The sequence below is a fragment of the Streptomyces rectiviolaceus genome (assembly GCF_039533825.1).
Classification (GTDB): domain Bacteria; phylum Actinomycetota; class Actinomycetes; order Streptomycetales; family Streptomycetaceae; genus Streptomyces; species Streptomyces rectiviolaceus.
In genome coordinates, this window is record NZ_BAAAUG010000024.1 from 140,225 (window position 1) to 156,551 (window position 16,327).

13 protein-coding genes are annotated in these 16,327 nt (G+C 71.1%); 4 read left to right on the forward strand and 9 right to left on the reverse strand.

Going from position 1 to position 16,327, the window contains the following annotated elements:
- The 6 genes from ABD378_RS08560 to ABD378_RS08585 all read right to left on the reverse strand — a co-directional run bounded on the left by ABD378_RS08560 (position 1) and on the right by ABD378_RS08585 (position 9,448).
- Positions 1 to 1,551, reverse strand: a complete 1,551-nt coding sequence (locus ABD378_RS08560; protein ID WP_344519899.1) for an FAD-dependent oxidoreductase — start codon at positions 1,549 to 1,551, stop codon at positions 1 to 3.
- A 283-nt stretch (positions 1,552 to 1,834) separates the two neighbouring features.
- Positions 1,835 to 3,898 (reverse strand): RICIN domain-containing protein, encoded by a 2,064-nt coding sequence (locus ABD378_RS08565; RefSeq protein WP_344519925.1) that lies wholly within the window; start codon positions 3,896 to 3,898, stop codon positions 1,835 to 1,837.
- A 116-nt stretch (positions 3,899 to 4,014) separates the two neighbouring features.
- Complete coding sequence (locus ABD378_RS08570; protein WP_344519900.1) at positions 4,015 to 6,066, reverse strand: beta-galactosidase; 2,052 nt, start codon at positions 6,064 to 6,066, stop codon at positions 4,015 to 4,017.
- An 83-nt stretch (positions 6,067 to 6,149) separates the two neighbouring features.
- The gene (locus ABD378_RS08575; RefSeq protein WP_344519901.1) at positions 6,150 to 7,490 is read right to left on the reverse strand and encodes an ABC transporter substrate-binding protein; all 1,341 of its coding nucleotides are present in this window, start codon (positions 7,488 to 7,490) and stop codon (positions 6,150 to 6,152) included.
- A gap of 58 nt (positions 7,491 to 7,548) precedes the next feature.
- Entirely contained in the window at positions 7,549 to 8,517 is a 969-nt protein-coding gene (locus ABD378_RS08580; protein WP_344519902.1) for a carbohydrate ABC transporter permease, read from the reverse strand.
- 4 nt (positions 8,518 to 8,521) lie between these two features.
- Positions 8,522 to 9,448 carry a carbohydrate ABC transporter permease gene (locus tag ABD378_RS08585; RefSeq protein ID WP_344519903.1) on the reverse strand — a complete coding sequence of 309 codons (927 nt, stop codon included), beginning with the start codon at positions 9,446 to 9,448 and terminating at the stop codon, positions 8,522 to 8,524.
- A 296-nt stretch (positions 9,449 to 9,744) separates the two neighbouring features.
- Here ABD378_RS08585 and ABD378_RS08590 point away from each other — a divergent pair, with 296 nt between their 5' ends.
- The 3 genes from ABD378_RS08590 to ABD378_RS08600 all read left to right on the forward strand — a co-directional run bounded on the left by ABD378_RS08590 (position 9,745) and on the right by ABD378_RS08600 (position 13,856).
- Positions 9,745 to 10,734 (forward strand): LacI family DNA-binding transcriptional regulator, encoded by a 990-nt coding sequence (locus tag ABD378_RS08590; protein WP_344519926.1) that lies wholly within the window; start codon positions 9,745 to 9,747, stop codon positions 10,732 to 10,734.
- Between the two features lie 95 nt (positions 10,735 to 10,829).
- Positions 10,830 to 12,347 (forward strand): SDR family oxidoreductase, encoded by a 1,518-nt coding sequence (locus ABD378_RS08595; RefSeq protein ID WP_344519904.1) that lies wholly within the window; start codon positions 10,830 to 10,832, stop codon positions 12,345 to 12,347.
- Between the two features lie 123 nt (positions 12,348 to 12,470).
- Positions 12,471 to 13,856 carry a cryptochrome/photolyase family protein gene (locus tag ABD378_RS08600; protein WP_344519905.1) on the forward strand — a complete coding sequence of 462 codons (1,386 nt, stop codon included), beginning with the start codon at positions 12,471 to 12,473 and terminating at the stop codon, positions 13,854 to 13,856.
- Positions 13,857 to 13,908: 52 nt separating this feature from the next.
- Here ABD378_RS08600 and ABD378_RS08605 read toward each other — a convergent pair whose 3' ends face one another.
- A complete protein-coding gene (locus ABD378_RS08605) occupies positions 13,909 to 14,187 on the reverse strand; it encodes a metal-sensitive transcriptional regulator (protein ID WP_344519906.1) in 279 nt (92 codons plus the stop codon).
- A 94-nt stretch (positions 14,188 to 14,281) separates the two neighbouring features.
- Here ABD378_RS08605 and ABD378_RS08610 point away from each other — a divergent pair, with 94 nt between their 5' ends.
- The gene (locus ABD378_RS08610) at positions 14,282 to 14,857 is read left to right on the forward strand and encodes a rhodanese-like domain-containing protein (RefSeq protein WP_344519907.1); all 576 of its coding nucleotides are present in this window, start codon (positions 14,282 to 14,284) and stop codon (positions 14,855 to 14,857) included.
- A 33-nt stretch (positions 14,858 to 14,890) separates the two neighbouring features.
- On the opposite strand, the gene ABD378_RS08615 is transcribed toward ABD378_RS08610, so the two are convergent.
- Both ABD378_RS08615 and ABD378_RS08620 read right to left on the reverse strand, forming a co-directional pair.
- On the reverse strand, positions 14,891 to 15,475 hold the full coding sequence (locus ABD378_RS08615; RefSeq protein ID WP_344519908.1) for a hypothetical protein: 585 nt from the start codon (positions 15,473 to 15,475) through the stop codon (positions 14,891 to 14,893).
- A partial coding sequence (locus ABD378_RS08620; protein ID WP_344519909.1) for a DUF6286 domain-containing protein occupies positions 15,475 to 16,327 on the reverse strand: 853 nt, incomplete at its 5' end. The genes ABD378_RS08620 and ABD378_RS08615, both read right to left, overlap by 1 nt.

Sequence of the window (16,327 nt, forward strand, 5' to 3'; positions counted from 1 at the left end):
CTAGGCCGGGGCATCCGGGGTCTCGCGCGGTTCCAGGGGATGTGTGGCGGGCCCGTGCAGGACCGAGCCGTCCGTCGCGAAGCGGGAGCCGTGGCAGGGGCACTCCCAGACCCGTTCCGCGTCGTTGAACTGCACCAGGCATCCCAGGTGGGTGCAGCGCGCGGAGAGCGCGGTGGCGTGCCCGCTCTCGTCGCGGTAGACCGCGCACCGTTTGCCCTGCAGGCGTACGACCGCTCCGCTGCCGGGCGGGATGTCGGTCAGCGAGTCGACATGGCTGGTGTGCAGCCGGTCGCCGACGAAGTGTTTCGCCGCGGCCGCCTGGTACGAGGCGAGCTGACCCGCGTCGCGCATCGGGGGCAGCCGGCGCGGGTCGTACAGGTCGGTCCAGGCCGGTCGCGGCCCGCCCGCGATATGGGCGGTGAGCAGACGGCCCGCCATCACGCCGTTGCTCATGCCCCAGCCGCCGAAGCCGGTGGCGACGAAGACGTGCTGGGTCCCGGGGTGGGCATGGCCGACGTACGGCAGATGGTCGGCGGAGTCGTTGTCCTGCGCCGCCCAGCGATAGGCGTCGGCCGCCTCGGCGAAGTGCGGGATGCGCTCGCGCGCCCAGGCGTCCAGGCGGTCGAACCGTTCACGAACGCCGCCCGCACCCGGTTCGAACGATTCCCCGGTGACGATGAGCAGCCGTCGCCCGTCGTCGTAGGGAGCGCTGCGCAGTGAACGGGTTCCGCCCTCCGGCGTGATGTACATGCCCGTGGGCGCCGCGTCCGACGGCACGGGCGCCGCGATCACCAGTTCCCGGCGGGGTTTGATCCGGGTGAAGAGCAGGGTGCGGTCGAAGATCGGGTAGTGCGTGGCGATGACGGCGTCGCGTGCCCGGACCGTGGCGCCGGATTCGGTGGTCAGGCGGCAGCGCGCGCCGTCGTGCAGCGCGGTGACCCTGGCCCGCTCGAAGATGCGTCCCCCCGCGCCGGTGATGTGCTCGGCCAGGGCCAGCAGGAACTTCCGCGGATGGAACTGCAGCTGGCCGTCGACGCGCACCGCGCCCGCGATGTCGAAGGACAGTTCCGTCTCGGTCACGAACGAGGCGTCGAGTCCGGCCCGGCGCGCCGCCGCCGCCTCCTGCTTCATCTCGTCGACGCGTCCGGGGTCTTGTACGTAGGTGAAGGCGGGGGCACGTTCCAGCTCCGCGTCGATGCCAAGATCGGCGCAGAGGGCAGCGGTCCGCTCGACCGCCTCCTGCTGCGAGAGCGCGTACAGCCGGGCGTCGTCGGCGCCGTGCCTCGCCTCGAGGCCGGCGTAGATGAGGCCGTGCGCGGCGGTCAGCTTGGCGGTGGTGCAGCCGCTCACGCCGGCCGCGATCCGGTCCGCCTCCAGGACGACGACGTCGAGGCCCGCGCGGACCAGATCCCAGGCGGTGCAGAGGCCGGCGATGCCGCCGCCGACGACCGCCACGTCGGCCGTCAGATCCTCACCGGGGGCCGGATACCCGGTACCGGGCGTCGTCGCCATCCAGTACGACTCGTCAACGGTCCGGCGTTGCGTGGTCATCTTTCCTCCTGATGGACCGGCGGGGCGCCACCGCGCGGCCGCGGTGCGTGGTCATCACGGCGCTGATGCGGCCGGGTACCCCCGGCAAGGCCGTTCTCCCATCACCATCAGACAGGGCCTGCGACCAGGTTCGCGGAGACGCGGGGGCGCCACACACCGCAGGGGGCCCGATGGGTGAATCCGCCGCACCGAACGAACACCCGCCAAGGGGCGCACCCAGGTCCTGGATGCGCCCCTCAGTCCTGGATGCGCCCCGCGAGGCGTACGCGGGGGCGCGGGAGGGCTACCTCCGCTGTGAACCGCCCCGGACCGTCGTCACATCGGACACCTTCCAGCGCTGGTTGGCGCCGGAGTTCGGTGTCCACGTCGTGACGGCCGCCCCGTCGTGCGTGGCCTGGCCGCCGACCTCCAGGAGCCGGCCCGTGGCCGCGTTGACGAGGGTCCATGTGCCGTCGCCGGTCGTGGACATGATCCACTGGACGGCCTTGTCGCGGGGGCCGGTGTCGGGCTCGACCACCGGGGCGCCGTCACGGACGGCCAGCCGCTTTCCCTCGGCCGGGTTCGTGAACACGTACCGCCGCTGATTCCCGGTGTCACCGCTGATCTGGCGCAGCCGCCACCGCTGCCCTGCCGTGTCCGCGTCGGTATTGGCCTTGATGACCAGGCCGGTGCCGTTGTCGGCGACGGTGAGTTCCTTGCCGCTCTGTGCCCCGGTCAGCTCGTACGTGTGGTCCTTCTGCAGCAGGGCGGCGTCCTTCGCGACACCGGAGACCCCCTTGACGAGGAAGGACGTCACCGACTGGGCGGGCACATCGAAGGTGGCCTTGTTGCCGCGGACGTCGATGGCGTCGTGCCGTTCGAGCTTGCCCTCGGCGCTGGTCACCACGGGCGTCACGGTGGCTCCGCCGCTCACGTGGCCGAACTTGGACAGGTCGACCGTGACCGCACGCCCGGCGGTCGTGCTGTTGACGTGGACGACCGTCGCTCCGTCGCCCTTCCGTGAGACGGCGGCGGCGCTTGAGGTGTCGTCGACCTTGACGAGCCGGTCGCCCGGCTTGATGAAGTGGGTGAAGTTGCGGGCCGTGTCGAACTTGGTGTTCGTGCGGATCGGGCAGGTTTCGAGGGTGTCCTTGGATGTGCAGCTGAACGGCAGCTGGATGCTGCCCCAGTTGCCGCCCTTGGCGGACTCGCCGCCGGGCTTCATGTTGTCGTAGTCCTCGACCGGCTGCCAGAACACCCAGGCCTTCGGCTCCAGTTCACGCAGGTCGTCGACCATCCGCTGGGCCATGCCGAGGCCCGGCCGCATGTCGTCGAAGTCCTGCCCGTCGCCCCAGTCGCCCTCGACCTCGCTCATCCACAGCGGCTTGTCCGCCGCCTTGGCCAGGTCGCGCACGCTGGTGCGTCCCTCGGTGCCGTAGGTGTGGACGTTCATCTGCCCGACGGCGTCCCTGACCTGCTGCGGGTAGGAGTTCCAGTTCCGCGTGAAGGTGGTGGGGTTGGTCTCGTCCATCGCGGCGATCTCCGCGCCGGTCCCGGACTTCTTGAGTGCCGGGTCGAGTGCGCCGATCACCTTCTGCTGGAGCTCGGGGCCGATATGGGCGCCTTCCTGACGGCCGCCGACCGGTTCGCCGTCAGGTCCCAGGCGGGTGCCCCAGTAATCGGTGTTGGGCTCGTTGAACGGGTCGAGGGTGTCCACCTTGATGCCGTGGGCCTTCTCGAGCCGCTCTGTCGCGCCCACCAGGTAGGAGGCGAAATCGCCGACGGACCCGGTCTTGAGCTGGTCGGTGCCCGCATCGAAGTTGCCCGAGACGTATCCGCTCTCGGTCATGAACCAGGGCGGCGAGTTGCTGAACGTCTCCCAGTGGTCGACGTCGTTCTTGATCCGGTCCACCCACCAGCGCTGGGTGGCGTCGGCCTTCGGGTTCCAGTCGGCCGGGTCCGTGGCGCTCCACCAGTCGGTGTCCTCGCGGGTGGTGCCCGCCGGGGCCTTCCACCAGCCGTCGACCGCGCCCCCGGGACGCAGATAGTCCTTGACGTCCGGGGCGTTGCCGCCGCCGATGTTGTAGCGGGCGATGTTCAGGGCGAGACCGTCGTCGCCGAAGAGGAGCTTGGCCAGCTTCTCGCGTATCTCCTTGGGGTAGTCGCCGGTGGCGTTGGCGAACCAGACCAGGCTGGTGCCCCAGCCCTCGAACTTCTCGTGCTGGTAGGAGGGGTCGGGCCGGACCGTGACGGCTGCGGATGCCGCGGCGGCCGACTGCGGCGGGGCGGTGACCAGGGCCGCCCCGGTGGCCAGGGCGGTGACGCCGACGACGCCGAGGAGTCGCCTCGTGCGGGTTCTCGTGCGGATGCGAGGTGCCAACGTGTGCTCCCAACGTAGGTGCGCTTCGGAGCCGTGCCGTCCTGCGTCAGGGCAGGACGGCACGGCCCTCGTACGGGGTGGCGCTGTACAGGAGGGGGTGGGTGTCAGGGGCTGGGCTGCCGCAGTACGGCGACTTCCCTGGGCGGCAGGACGAGACCGCCGTCGGCGGTGTCCCCGGCCTGTCCGATCAGGAGGTCTCCGGTCAGTCCGGGCAGCGGGACGCTGTCGTCCGTCCGGTTGACCAGGAACAGGTAACGGCTTTCGGCGTCGCGGCGTACGGCCAGCTCGACGCGGCCCCGCGCCGGGGCGGGCAGTTCGCTCTCGACGCCTGCCGTGGCGAGGAGCCGCGGCAGCAGGCCGGCGAGGCCGTCCGCGCCGAGCCGGGTGGAGACGTACGCCGCCGAACCCCGTCCCGACGCACGGCGGGTGACGGCGGGACGCTCGGCGTACGCACCGGTGCGGTAGCGGGCGAGCACCTCCACCTCCGGCCCTGTGACGGTGATCCGGTCGGTCCACACCGTGCCGTTGGTGGCGTTGTCCAGCTCGACGGTGTCGTCGGCGAGCAGCGGCCCGAACTCCTCGACGCGGATGCCGAGCAGCTCGCGCAGCGCGCCTGGATAGCCGCCGAGCCAGATGTGGTCGTTCTCGTCGACGATGCCGGAGAAGTAGGTCGTGACCAGATGGCCGCCGCCCTCGACGTAACGCGTGAGGTCCTTGGCGAGCGCCTCCGGGACCACGTGCAGCACGGGCGCGATCAGGACGTCGTACGAGGTGAGATCGGTCCGCGTGGTCACGACGTCGGCGCGGACGCCGAGGGCCAGCAGCGCGGAGTACCAGTCGAGGGCCTCCTGGTGGTAGTCGAGGAGGGAGGTGGGATGGGAGTCCTGCTCGCTGGCCCACCACGAGTCCCAGTCGAAGAGGACGGCCACGCGCGCCGGTTCGCGCCCGGAACCCGCCACGGGCGCGAGCGCCTCGAGGGTCTGCCCCAGACCGGTCACCGCACGGAACACCTCACTGTCGGCTCCGGCGTGCGGCACCATCGCCGAGTGGTACTTCTCGGCGCCCGCGGCCGACTGGCGCCACTGGAAGAAGCACACGGCGTCGGCGCCGTGCGCCACATGCAGCAGGGAGTCACGGGCGAGGTCGCCCTCGCGCTTGGCCAGGTTGACGGGCTGCCAGTTGACGGCGCTGGTGGAGTGCTCCATGAGGAACCACGGGCGGTGTCCCGCGATGGAGCTTGTGAGGTTGGCGGAGAAGGACAGCTCGTCCCTGGCCTGCGGCCCCGGCACGACGTAGTGGTCGTTCGAGACGAAGTCGATCTCGCCGGCCCAGTCGGCGTAGTCCATCCCCTTGGTGCCGCCCATCACCATGAAGTTCGTGGTGACGGGCACCTGCGGGGTGAGCTCGCGCAGGACGTCACGCTCCGCCCGCAGATACTCCTTCAGGGCGTCCGACGAGAACCGCTTGAAGTCCAGCTGCTGGGTGGGGTTCGGGTGCGATGCCGCGAGCCGCGGCGGCAGGATCTGCTCCCAGTCGCTGTAGCGCTGCGCCCAAAATGCCGTGCCCCAGGCGTGGTTGAGACCATCGAGGGTGGCGTAGCGGGCGCGCAGCCAGTCGCGGAAGGCGCGGGCCGCGTCGTCGGAGTGGTCGTAGATGTTGTGGCAGCCAAGCTCGTTGGAGACGTGCCAGGCCACGAGCGCCGGGTGGTCCGCGTAACGCCCGGCCATCTCGCGCACCAGGCGCAGCGCGTGCTCCCGGAAGACGGGCGAGGTCGGCCGCCAGTGCTGCCGCGCCCCCGGCCACACCGTCTCACCGGATGCGGTCACCGGAAGGATCTCCGGGTGCGCCGCGGTGAGCCAGGGCGGCGGGGACGCGGTGGCGGTGGCCAGGTCGACCCCGATGCCGCCCGCGTGCAGCAGGTCCATGACTTCATCCAGCCACGCGAAGTCCCATACGTTCTCGGCCGGTTGGATGCGGGCCCAGGAGAAGATCCCCACGGAGACGATGTTGACGCCGGCCTCGCGCATCAGCCGGACGTCCTCCTCCCAGACGGCGCGCGGCCACTGCTCGGGGTTGTAGTCGGCGCCGTACGCGAGACGGGAGGTGGCGTCACCGTCCGGTCCGCGCAGCAGCCGGGACGGGAGGGTGGGGGGCATGGTGGTCCTTCCGGTGTGTTGCTCGGATTGCTCGGATTGCTTGGGCTGTGCGGGTTGCCGGGATGTACGGCGGTGCGGGCGCGTCACTTCTGGACGCTGAAGCCCTGCTCGGAGCCGTACTTGACGGAGGCGTCCTGCCAGGACTTCAGGCCCTTGGACAGGGGAGTGCCGGAGACGTAGGCCTTGCCCGCGGTGTCGTTGAAGATCGAGTTCGCGTACACCTGGTAGGGGAGGTACTTCCAGTCGTCGGCGACGTTCGCCGCGGACTCGGCGAAGACCTTGTTGGCCTTCTGGCCGCCGAAGTACGGGAATTCGGTGTTCTGGAACGCCTTGGACTCCAGGTCCTCGGTGGTCGCCGGGAAGGCGCCTTCCTTGATGCGGGTCTGCACGCCCTTGCCGGAGTTGGCGTACTCGACGAAGGCGTACGCGAGTTCCTTGTTCTTGCCGAGCTCCGGCAGGGCGAGCGAGCTGCCGCCGTTCTCGGCGCTGGCCTTGTCGCCCGCGGTCCACTGCGGCAGGGGAGCCGCGCGCCAGTCGCCGGAGGCCTCCTTCACGCCGGAGGCGAAGTTGGCGGGCATCCAGGCGCCGGTGGGCAGGGTCGCGATGGTGCCGTCACCGAAGGCCTTGTACCACTCGTCGGTCCACGGGTTGATCGGTGCGACCAGCTTCTCGTCGATGAGCTTCTGCCAGGTCTCGGTGTAGGCGCGGGCGCCCTTGTCGGAGAAGTCGATGCCGACCTTCGTGCCGTCGACCTTGTAGGGGCGCGAACCGGCCTGCCACAACAGGCTGGTGGTCAGGCCCGCGTCTCCCGTGTCGCTGGTGATGTACGCCTTCGGGTCGGCCTTGTGCAGCTTGCGGGCGGCCTGGAGATACTCGTCCCAGGTCGTCGGCACCTTGATCTTGTGCTTGTCGAAGACCTTCTTGTTGTAGAAGAGGGCCATGGGGCCGGAGTCCATCGGCAGGGCGTAGACGCCGTCGCCGGACTTCACCGCGTTCCAGGGACCCGGCGAGTAGGACTTGGCGAGCTTGTCCGCGCCGAAGGGGGTGAGGTCGGTGATGGACTTGGTCAGGGCGTACTGGCTCAGCGCGTAGTACTCGACCTGCGCGACGTCAGGGACGCCCTTCTTCGCCGAGATGGCGTTCTGCAGGGCCGTGTACTGGTCCTTGTTCGTCCCGGCGTTCACCAACTCCACGTCGACAGCCGGGTGTTCCTCCTCGAAGTCGGCGACGACCTTCTTGAGGGTGGGCTCCCACGCCCACACCTTCACCTTGCCGCCCTTCTTCAGGGCCGCATCGATGTCCGCGGACGAGACCTGCTTCTGGTCCGAGCCGTCGCCGTCGGAGCCTCCGCAGGCGGTGGCCCCCAGGGCGAGGGCGCAGACGAGACCTATGCCGCGCAGCAGGCGGCGGGTGTTCTGGGGCATGGCGATGCTTCCACTTCTTCGTGGCTTACAAGGGGCGGGGTCAACTGATGTGCGAGCGTTACTCCTTGACGCTTCCGGCGGCGAGTCCTGACTGCCAGTACTTCTGGAGCAGCAGGAACGCGGCGATCAGCGGCAGGACGGTGATCAGCGAACCGGTGATCACCAGGTGGAAGACGGGGTCCCCGCCCGCTGTCGCGGCCTGGGCGTTCCAGCTGTCGAGGCCCAGGGTGAGCGGGTACCAGTCGGGGTCCTTGAGCATGATCAGCGGCAGGAAGTAGTTGTTCCAGGTCGCGACCATCGTGAACAGCAGGACGGTCACGGTGCCGGGCGCGAGCAACGGCAGGGCGACCTGGAAGAAGGTGCGCAGTTCGCTCGCCCCGTCGATGCGGGCGGCCTCCATCAACTCGGTGGGGATGGCCTCGGTGGCGAACACCCACATCAGATACAGGCCGAAGGGCGAGATGAGCGAGGGGATCAGCACCGCCCAGGGGGTGTCGGTCAGGCCCATCTTGCTGAACATCAGGAAGGTGGGCACCGCGAGCGCCGTACCGGGCACGGCGACGGCGCCGATGACGACGGCGAACACGGCGCGCTTGCCGAGGAAGTCGAACTTCGCGAGCGCGTAGCCGCCGAGGACCGCCAGGAAGGTGGCGCCGCCGGCGCCGACCACGACGTACAGAAGGGTGTTCAGGAACCAGCGGGTGAAGACGCCGTCGTTGTACGTGAAGGTCGCTCTGATGTTGTCCCACAGGGCGAAGTCCCCGTTGAACCACAGGCCGAACGAACCGGCGAGCCCTTCCTGGGTCTTGGTGGCGCTGATGACCAGCCAGAGCAGCGGTACCAGGCTGTAGAGCAGGACGAGGGCGGTGAGCACGGTGAGCAGGACGCTGCGCCGGGGACGGCCCGCGGTGTGCCGGCGGGTCGTGCGTACGCGGGGTGTGCGCAGGCGGGGCGCGGTGCCCGGGGCGCGGGCGGGTGCGGGGACGGTGGGGGAGGCGGTGGCGACGGGGCTGCTCGGTCCGGTCATCGGGTCACGCTCCCTTGCGCATGCCGCGCAGCTGGACGACGTAGGCGATGACCATGGTGATCAGGCCCATGACGATGGCGACCGTCGCGGAGTAGTTCTGCTGCTGACCGGAGAAGGACAGCGAGTACGTGTAGAGGTTCGGGGTGTAGTCGGTGGTGATGGCGTTGGGCGCCAGGTTCTGCAGGATGCTCGGTTCGTTGAACAGCTGGAAGCTGCCGATGATCGAGAAGATCGTCGCGATGACCAACGCGCCGCGGATCGCGGGGAGTTTGATGGCCGTGATGACGCGGAGCTGACCGGCGCCGTCGATCTCCGCGGCCTCGTACAGGGAGTGCGGGACGACGCGGAGCGCGGAGTAGAAGATCAGCATGTTGTAGCCCACGAACTCCCACGTGACGATGTTGCCGATCGACGCGAGGACCAGAGAGGGCGAGAGCGGGTCGGGCAGGGAGACGCCCAGGGCGTCGTTGATGTCGCCCACGAGCCCGAAGCGGGTGCCGTACATGAAGCCCCACATCAGCGAGGCCACCACGGCGGGTACGGCATAGGGCAGGAAGACCGAGATCCGGAAGAAGTCCTTGCCGTACAGGCGGCCGCTGTCAAGGGCGAGGGCCACGAGCAGGGCGATGCCGAGCATGATCGGGACCTGGACCGCGAGGAAGAGCGACACCCGCCCCAGGGACGCCCAGAACTGGCCGTCGTTCAAGGCCTGTTGGTAGTTGTCGAGGCCCACGAACGTGGTGCCGCCGATGAGTTGGTCGCGGAAGAGGCTGAGGTAGACCGAGTAGGCGAGCGGAGCCAGGAAGACCAGGGCGAAGACCGCCACGAAGGGGCCGATGAACCCCCAGCCCGTCCAGGAACGGCGGTTCCGTGGTGACGGTGGTGGGGCGGGAGGCCGCTCCGCGGCCTCCTGCAGATGAAGCGTCGTCATGTCGTTCCTCGCTCGTCCTTCTCGGAGCCGGCGTCACGTGCCGCGATGTTTGCGTAAACATCGCGGTGTGACAAGGGCATGAGCCGAGCGCCGCAGGATGTTATGTTTACGTAAACATTCAGTGGCGGAATGTCTACACTGCCCCGATGGCGACGGTCAAGGGTCGTCCGAGAAGACTGAGATGACTTCAGACGCACGCGGCGAGGGAGACAGTGGAAGCTGTGGAAGCAACAGGCAGCACCTCGGTGAGCAGTAACCCGGGGGAGCGGTCCGCCCGCCGCGGGCACAGCGCGTCCATGGCCGACGTCGCCCGTCTCGCCGGTGTCTCATCGCAGACCGTCTCCCGTGTCTCCAACGGGTATCCGGGCGTCACCGAAGAGACCCGGCAGCAGGTGCTCGCCGCCATGAAGGAGCTCGGCTACCGGCCCAACAGCGCGGCCCGCGCCCTCAAACGCGGCGAGTTCCGCACGATCGGCCTGATCACCTTCACGCTCTCCACCACGGGCAACGTACGCACCATCGACGCGATCGCCACCTCCGCGGCACAGGAGGGGTACGCCGTCACCCTGCTCCCCGTCGCCGTCCCCACCCAGGACGAGGTGCGGGGCGCCTTCTCCCGCCTCGGGGAACTCGCCGTCGACGCCGTCATCGTCATCATGGAAGTGCACCTGCTCGACGCGGCGGCCCTTTCGCTGCCTCCCCATGTCCAGGTCGTCGTGGCCGACTCGGACGCGGGGGACCGCTACACCGTGGTCGACACCGACCAGGCGGGCGGCACCCGCGACGCCGTCAAGCACCTGCTCGACCTGGGCCATCGAACCGTGTGGCACCTCGCGGGGCCCGAGGACTCCTACGCCGCGCAACGCCGCGCCGACGCCTGGCGGGACACGCTCGACGAGGCCGGTCGTGTCCCGCCCCCGCTCGTGCGCGGCGACTGGTCGGCGGAGTCCGGATACCGGGCCGGTCTCGGCATCGCCGACCAGGAGGACTGCACGGCGGTGTTCGCCGCCAATGACCAGATGGCCCTCGGCCTGCTGCGCGCCCTGCACGAGCGCGGCCGCAAGGTGCCCGACGACGTCAGCGTCATCGGCTTCGACGACATCCCCGAGTCCGGCTCCTTCCAACCGCCCCTGACAACCGTCCACCAGGACTTCGCCGAAGTGGGGCGCCGCTGCGTCGAGGGGGTCCTGCGCCAGATGCAGCAGAGCACGCCGGAGCGCGGCACCACGCTGGTGCCCACGCGGCTCGTCCTGCGGCAGAGCACCGCACGGCCACCCTCGCGCTGACCGCGCGCAAGAGACCACCCCCGGGAGATGGTGGCTCCGAGGACGTCACCCGAGGACGTCACCCGAGGACGTCACCCGAGGCCGGAGGTGCCGGGATGGACAGCGGCGGAGGTGCGCGAGGGCTGCGCTGCCTGGTGACCGGGGCGACCGGTTACCTCGGAGGGCGGCTGGTACCCGAACTGCTGGACGCGGGGCACGAGGTGCGGTGCCTCGCCCGCTCGCCCGAGAAGCTGCGCGACCACCCCTGGGCCGGGCGGGCCGATGTGGTGCGGGGCGACGCGTCCGACGCCGGGTCGGTCGGCGCGGCCATGCGGGACATCGACGTCGCCTACTACCTCATCCACGCCCTCGGCACCGGATCAGGCTTCGAGAAGACGGACCGGACGGCAGCCCGGACCTTCGCCGAGCAGGCCCGCGCCGCGGGCGTCCGGCGCATCGTGTACCTGGGCGGTCTCACTCCCGCGGGCATCCCGGAACGGAAGCTGTCGCCGCATCTGCGGTCACGGGCCGAAGTGGGCCGGATCCTCCTGGAGTCCGGCGTACCGACCACCGTGCTGCGCGCCGCCGTGATCATCGGCTCCGGCTCCGCGTCCTTCGAGATGCTGCGCCACCTCACCGAGCGCCTGCCGGTCATGGTCACGCCGAGCTGGGTGCGCACCCGGATCCAGCCGATCGCCGTGCGCGACGTCCTGCGTTACCTCGTGGGCAGCGCCACCATGCCGGACGAGGTCAGCCGCGCCTTCGACATCGGAGGTCCCGACGTCGTCACCTACCGCGACATGATGCGCCGGTACGCGACCGTGGCGAGCCTGCCCCACCGCCTCATCGTGCCGGTTCCCATGCTCACCCCACGCCTCTCCAGCCACTGGGTCGGCCTCGTCACCCCCGTACCGGCCTCGATCGCCCGGCCGCTCGCGGAATCGCTTCGGTACGAGGTCGTCTGCCACGAGCGCGACATCACCCGGTACGTCCCCGACGCCCCCGGCGTCCCGATCAGCTTCGACAAGGCGCTCGCACTGGCCCTCGAACGCGTGAAGGAGGCCCAGGTCAGCACCCGGTGGTCGTCCGCCTCCTTGCCCGGAGCCCCCAGCGACCCGCTGCCCACCGACCCCGACTGGTCGGGCGGCAGCCTCTACACCGACCGGCGCGAACGGACCGTGGACGCCTCGCCGCAGTCCCTGTGGCGCGTCGTGGAAGGCGTGGGGGGCGACAACGGCTGGTACTCCTTCCCGCTCGCCTGGGCCGTGCGCGGCTGGCTCGACCGGCTCGTCGGCGGGGTCGGCCTTCGCCGGGGCCGCCGTGACGCCCAGCGGCTGCGGGTGGGGGACTCGCTGGACTTCTGGCGGGTCGAGGAGATCGAACCGGGACGGCTCCTGCGGCTGCGCGCCGAGATGCGACTGCCGGGCCTCGCCTGGCTGGAGATGTACGCGGAACAGGACGCCGAGGGCCGCACCCGCTACCGGCAGCGGGCGCTCTTCCACCCGCACGGCCTGCTGGGGCACGCCTACTGGTGGAGCGTCTCGCCGTTCCACGCGCTCGTCTTCGGCGGCATGGCGCGCAACATCACACGGACGGCCGAACAGCGCGCCGCCGGAACCACCCAGAAATCGTGACCCACGGGCAGCCGAGCCGCTGAGCCGGGTGGCCCGTGGATCCGGACCGCGGCACCGAAGCCGTGCTGCTCGACGGCCCGGTGGCCCTGATGAACTTCCCCACGGCATGAGGAGCCGCAGCAAGTGACTGTTTCCGTCGTCCTGTTCACCTCCGATCTGCGCCTGCACGACAACCCCGTGCTCCGGGCCGCGCTGCGCGACGCGGAGCGGATCGTCCCGCTGTTCGTGTACGACGACGGGCTGCGGGCCACGGGCTTCGCCGTCCCGAACCGGAGTGCCTTCCTCGCCGACTGTCTGGAGGACCTGGACTCGGGGTTGCGCGAGCGCGGCGGTCGGCTCGTGGTCCGCAGCGGTGACGTCGTCGAACAGGTCCACCGGGTGGTGACGGAGACCGGCGCGGCGCGGGTGCACGTCGCGGCCGGGGTGAGCCGGTACGCGGCGCGGCGCGAGGAGCGGCTGCGGGCCGCGCTTGGCGACACGGGTTGCCGTCTCGTCGTGCACGACGCGGTCGTCACGGCCGTCGCTCCGGGGGAGTTGCTCCCGTCGGGGAAGGACCACTACGCCGTGTTCACGCCGTACTTCCGGCGCTGGACGTCCGAGGGAGTACGGGACTTCCTGGCCGCTCCGCGCGCGGTGCGGGTGGCCGATGTTGCGTCGGAGCCGGTGCCGGCGCGAGCCGAGATCACCGGCGTGTCGCCGGGACTTGCCGCCGGCGGCGAGAGCACCGGGCGCCGGCGGCTGCGGGCCTGGCTCTCGGATGGCATCGCGGGGTACGAGGACGGCCACGACGACATCGCGGGCGACGCCACCTCTCGCCTCTCGCCCCACCTCCACTTCGGCACGCTGTCGGCGGCCGAAGTCATCCACGGGGCATCCCGCGAGGGCTCGCCGGGGGCGCAGGCGTTCGTCCGGCAGTTGGCCTGGCGGGACTTCCACCACCAGGTCCTCGCGGCCCGCCCGGCCGCGGCCGCTCAGGACTACCGCTCGCACGGCGACCGGTGGCGCGCGGACAAGAAGGAGATCGCCGCCTGGTGCGACGGGCGCACCGGCTACCCCTTCGTGGACGCGGCGATGCGGCAGCTGCGGCACGAGGGCTGGATGCACAACCGGGGGCGGATGGTGGTGGCGAGCTTCCTCACCAAGACCCTCTACGTCGACTGGCGCGTGGGCGCCCGGCACTTCCTGAGCCTCCTGGTGGACGGCGACGTCGCCAACAACCAGATGAACTGGCAGTGGGCGGCGGGCACCGGGACCGACACCCGGCCCAACCGGGTCCTCAACCCCGTGATCCAGGGCAAGCGCTTCGACCCCGACGGCAGCTACGTACGCCGCTGGCTGCCCGAACTCGAGGGCGTCCCGGACCGGTACATCCACGAGCCGTGGAAACTCCAGGGGCCGGACCGGGCGTCCCTCGACCACGCCGACCACGCCGACCACGCCGACTACCCCGACCCGATCGTCGAACTGGCCGAAGGGCGCGCCCGCTTCGAGCAGGCCCGCGGCGCCTGACCTTCGCAGGGGCCGGGAGCGGTCAGGCGGTCGAGTGGTCGCGGGCAGGCGCTCAGGCCAAGGAGAGGAACAGTTTCTCCAGCCGGGCCCGCATCAGGTCCCGGTCGTCGGTCGTCTGGCCGCCCTCGGCCATGCAGTGCTGGAGCCCTGTCGCGATGATCGCGAACCCGGCCCGGTCCAGGGCGCGGGAGACCGCGGCCAACTGCGTGATCACGTCCTCGCAGTCCCTGCCGTCCTCGATCATCTTGATGATGCCTGCGATCTGGCCCTGGGCCCGCCGCAGCCGGTTGAGGACCGACCTCAGCTCGTCGGCTGCCATCTCCAGCTGCACGCTGCCACCTCCATGAATACCCCTGGGGGTATTGTAGCCTGCTGGATGAGAGCCTTGGCTCATGGCACATGGCTCAACGAAAGGACGGCCCCACATGACTCCCCCCACCGACCTGGCGCCCGCCCAGGCAGCGGCCCGCCTGGACCGCTACACCGTCATCGATGTCCGCACTCCCGGTGAGTACGCCTCCGGCCACCTCCCCGGGGCCCACAACATCCCCGTCGATCACCTGCACATGGCGCTGCCCGAGCTCAAGGCCGCCGCCGCCCGCGGTGACCTCCTGATGGTCTGCGCCTCCGGAACCCGCTCCGCCACCGCGTGCGCCGAGCTGGCCGCCGCCGACATTCCCGCCGCCACCCTCGTCGGCGGCACCACCGCCTGGGCCGCGCAGGGCCACCCGCTGCAGCACTCCGAGGGCGTGCCGACGGCCTGGGCGATGGAGCGCCAGGTCCGCCTCGCCGCCGGGTCTCTGGTCGTCCTCGGCCTGGCGGCCGGAACCCGCTACCGGCCCGCGCGCTGGCTGGCCGCCGGTATCGGCGCCGGCCTCGTCTTCTCCGCCGTCACCAACACCTGCGGTATGGCCGCCGTCCTCGCCAGGCTTCCCCACAACCGCCCTCGCGCCGGCGACCTCAGCGCCACGCTGGAAGCCCTGCAGCCCCAGCCGCGCTGACGACGGTGTTGTGCCGCGGTGCGCGGAACGGGCTCAGTGGATGCGGCGGGCCCGGTGCGGCCGGGCCGTGACGCGTACGTCCGCCACAAGGGCGCGGGGTGCCGCCGCCGCCCGCGCCTCGGCGACGGTGTCCCGGGCGAGCTCGCGCAGCACTGCTTCGGGGGAGGCGTCGGGGTCCAGGACCAGCGTGATGCGGGCCCGCAGCCGCCGGGGGCGGCCGAGCAGGCGTACGTGGGCGCGGGCCACGCCGTCGACGGCCCGGGCGCGTTCGGTCATCGCGGTGGCCAGAGCCGTGGCGGAGAGGGTGACGCCCGGTTGCCCGAGCGGGAGTTCGCGCAGTCGGCCGGTGCGGATCTGGGCGGCGGCCCAGCAGAGGAACAGGACGGCGCCGACGGCCAGCGCGGCGATCACGACGGGCGGCCACCAGCCGTGATCACGCCAGCGGCCGAGCAGTTCCTGGTCCAGCCAGACCCGGTCGGCGCCGATACGGGGCAGGGCCGACGGCAGCCGATCGCGGACGGGGGCGGTCGCGGAAGCAAGCGTGGCTCCCGCGACCAGGAGAACTGCCGCCGCGCAGAGCAGAGTTGAGCGGTTCGCGCCGTTGCGGAGTCGGCTCATCAGGGGTTGCTCCTCTCTGCTGCGGCTGCGGCAGGCGCGGCGCCAGGTGCAGGTGCAGGCTCAGGTGCCGGGGCCCGCCAGGCGGGTTCCGTGCTCACCCGCACGCGCAGCAGCAGCGGTCCGGCAAGGCCGAGTTCGGCGGCAGCCGCCTCGGCGGCCTCGGTCACCGCCCGCCGGGCGCCGTCCAGTTCACCGAACTCCAGCCCGGCGCGCACCCGCGCCGTGCGTCGGCCGACCCGGACCCGGACCCGAACGGTGCCGGGCACGTCGGTCACGGCATCCCGCAGGAGGGCAGCGACCGCCTGGCGCTCCAGGACCGCGCGCACGCCCGGCATCGGTGGCCTCATCGGCAGGCCGCCTCGACGGCCCGGCGTGACGGCGAGGACCAGTAGCCACACTCCGAGCACGAAGACCGCGATCGCCGCGAGGACTCCCGAGGTCGTGCCGCCGTACGGGCCGTGCGTGCCGAGCCACTCCATCACCTGGACCCGCCACCGCGCGGGAGCGTGCCCGGCCACGTGCATGGACACCACGTCGTACAGCAGCACTCCGCAGACCGCCGCGGCGACGAGGGCGAACACCGCGACGGGAACGCGGCGTTGGGACCACGGGCGGTGTGCCCGAGCACCCGCTGACCCAGCGGCTTCGGTGGCGGCCACGGAAACCGCGGGGTCGGGCCGCTCGTGGAGGGACAGACCCCGGACGCGGATCCGCGCCGAGGGCACGGTCAGACCCGTGAGCCGGGCGGTGCGCTCGGCGACGTGCGACCGTACGCTCTCGCCCGCCTCGTCGAGCACGGAGGGATAGGGCAGGGTCACGGTGACGCCGACCCGGGCCCGGCGGCCGCGTACG

Coding starts and splice junctions, on each gene's coding strand:
- ABD378_RS08560 (WP_344519899.1), bottom strand. CDS start 1,551: ATGACCACGCAACGCCGGACCGTTGACGAGTCGTACTGGATGGCGACG.
- ABD378_RS08575 (WP_344519901.1), bottom strand. CDS start 7,490: ATGCCCCAGAACACCCGCCGCCTGCTGCGCGGCATAGGTCTCGTCTGC.
- ABD378_RS08580 (WP_344519902.1), bottom strand. CDS start 8,517: ATGACCGGACCGAGCAGCCCCGTCGCCACCGCCTCCCCCACCGTCCCC.
- ABD378_RS08570 (WP_344519900.1), bottom strand. CDS start 6,066: ATGCCCCCCACCCTCCCGTCCCGGCTGCTGCGCGGACCGGACGGTGAC.
- ABD378_RS08610 (WP_344519907.1), top strand. CDS start 14,282: ATGACTCCCCCCACCGACCTGGCGCCCGCCCAGGCAGCGGCCCGCCTG.
- ABD378_RS08615 (WP_344519908.1), bottom strand. CDS start 15,475: ATGAGCCGACTCCGCAACGGCGCGAACCGCTCAACTCTGCTCTGCGCG.
- ABD378_RS08585 (WP_344519903.1), bottom strand. CDS start 9,448: ATGACGACGCTTCATCTGCAGGAGGCCGCGGAGCGGCCTCCCGCCCCA.
- ABD378_RS08590 (WP_344519926.1), top strand. CDS start 9,745: ATGGCCGACGTCGCCCGTCTCGCCGGTGTCTCATCGCAGACCGTCTCC.
- ABD378_RS08595 (WP_344519904.1), top strand. CDS start 10,830: ATGGACAGCGGCGGAGGTGCGCGAGGGCTGCGCTGCCTGGTGACCGGG.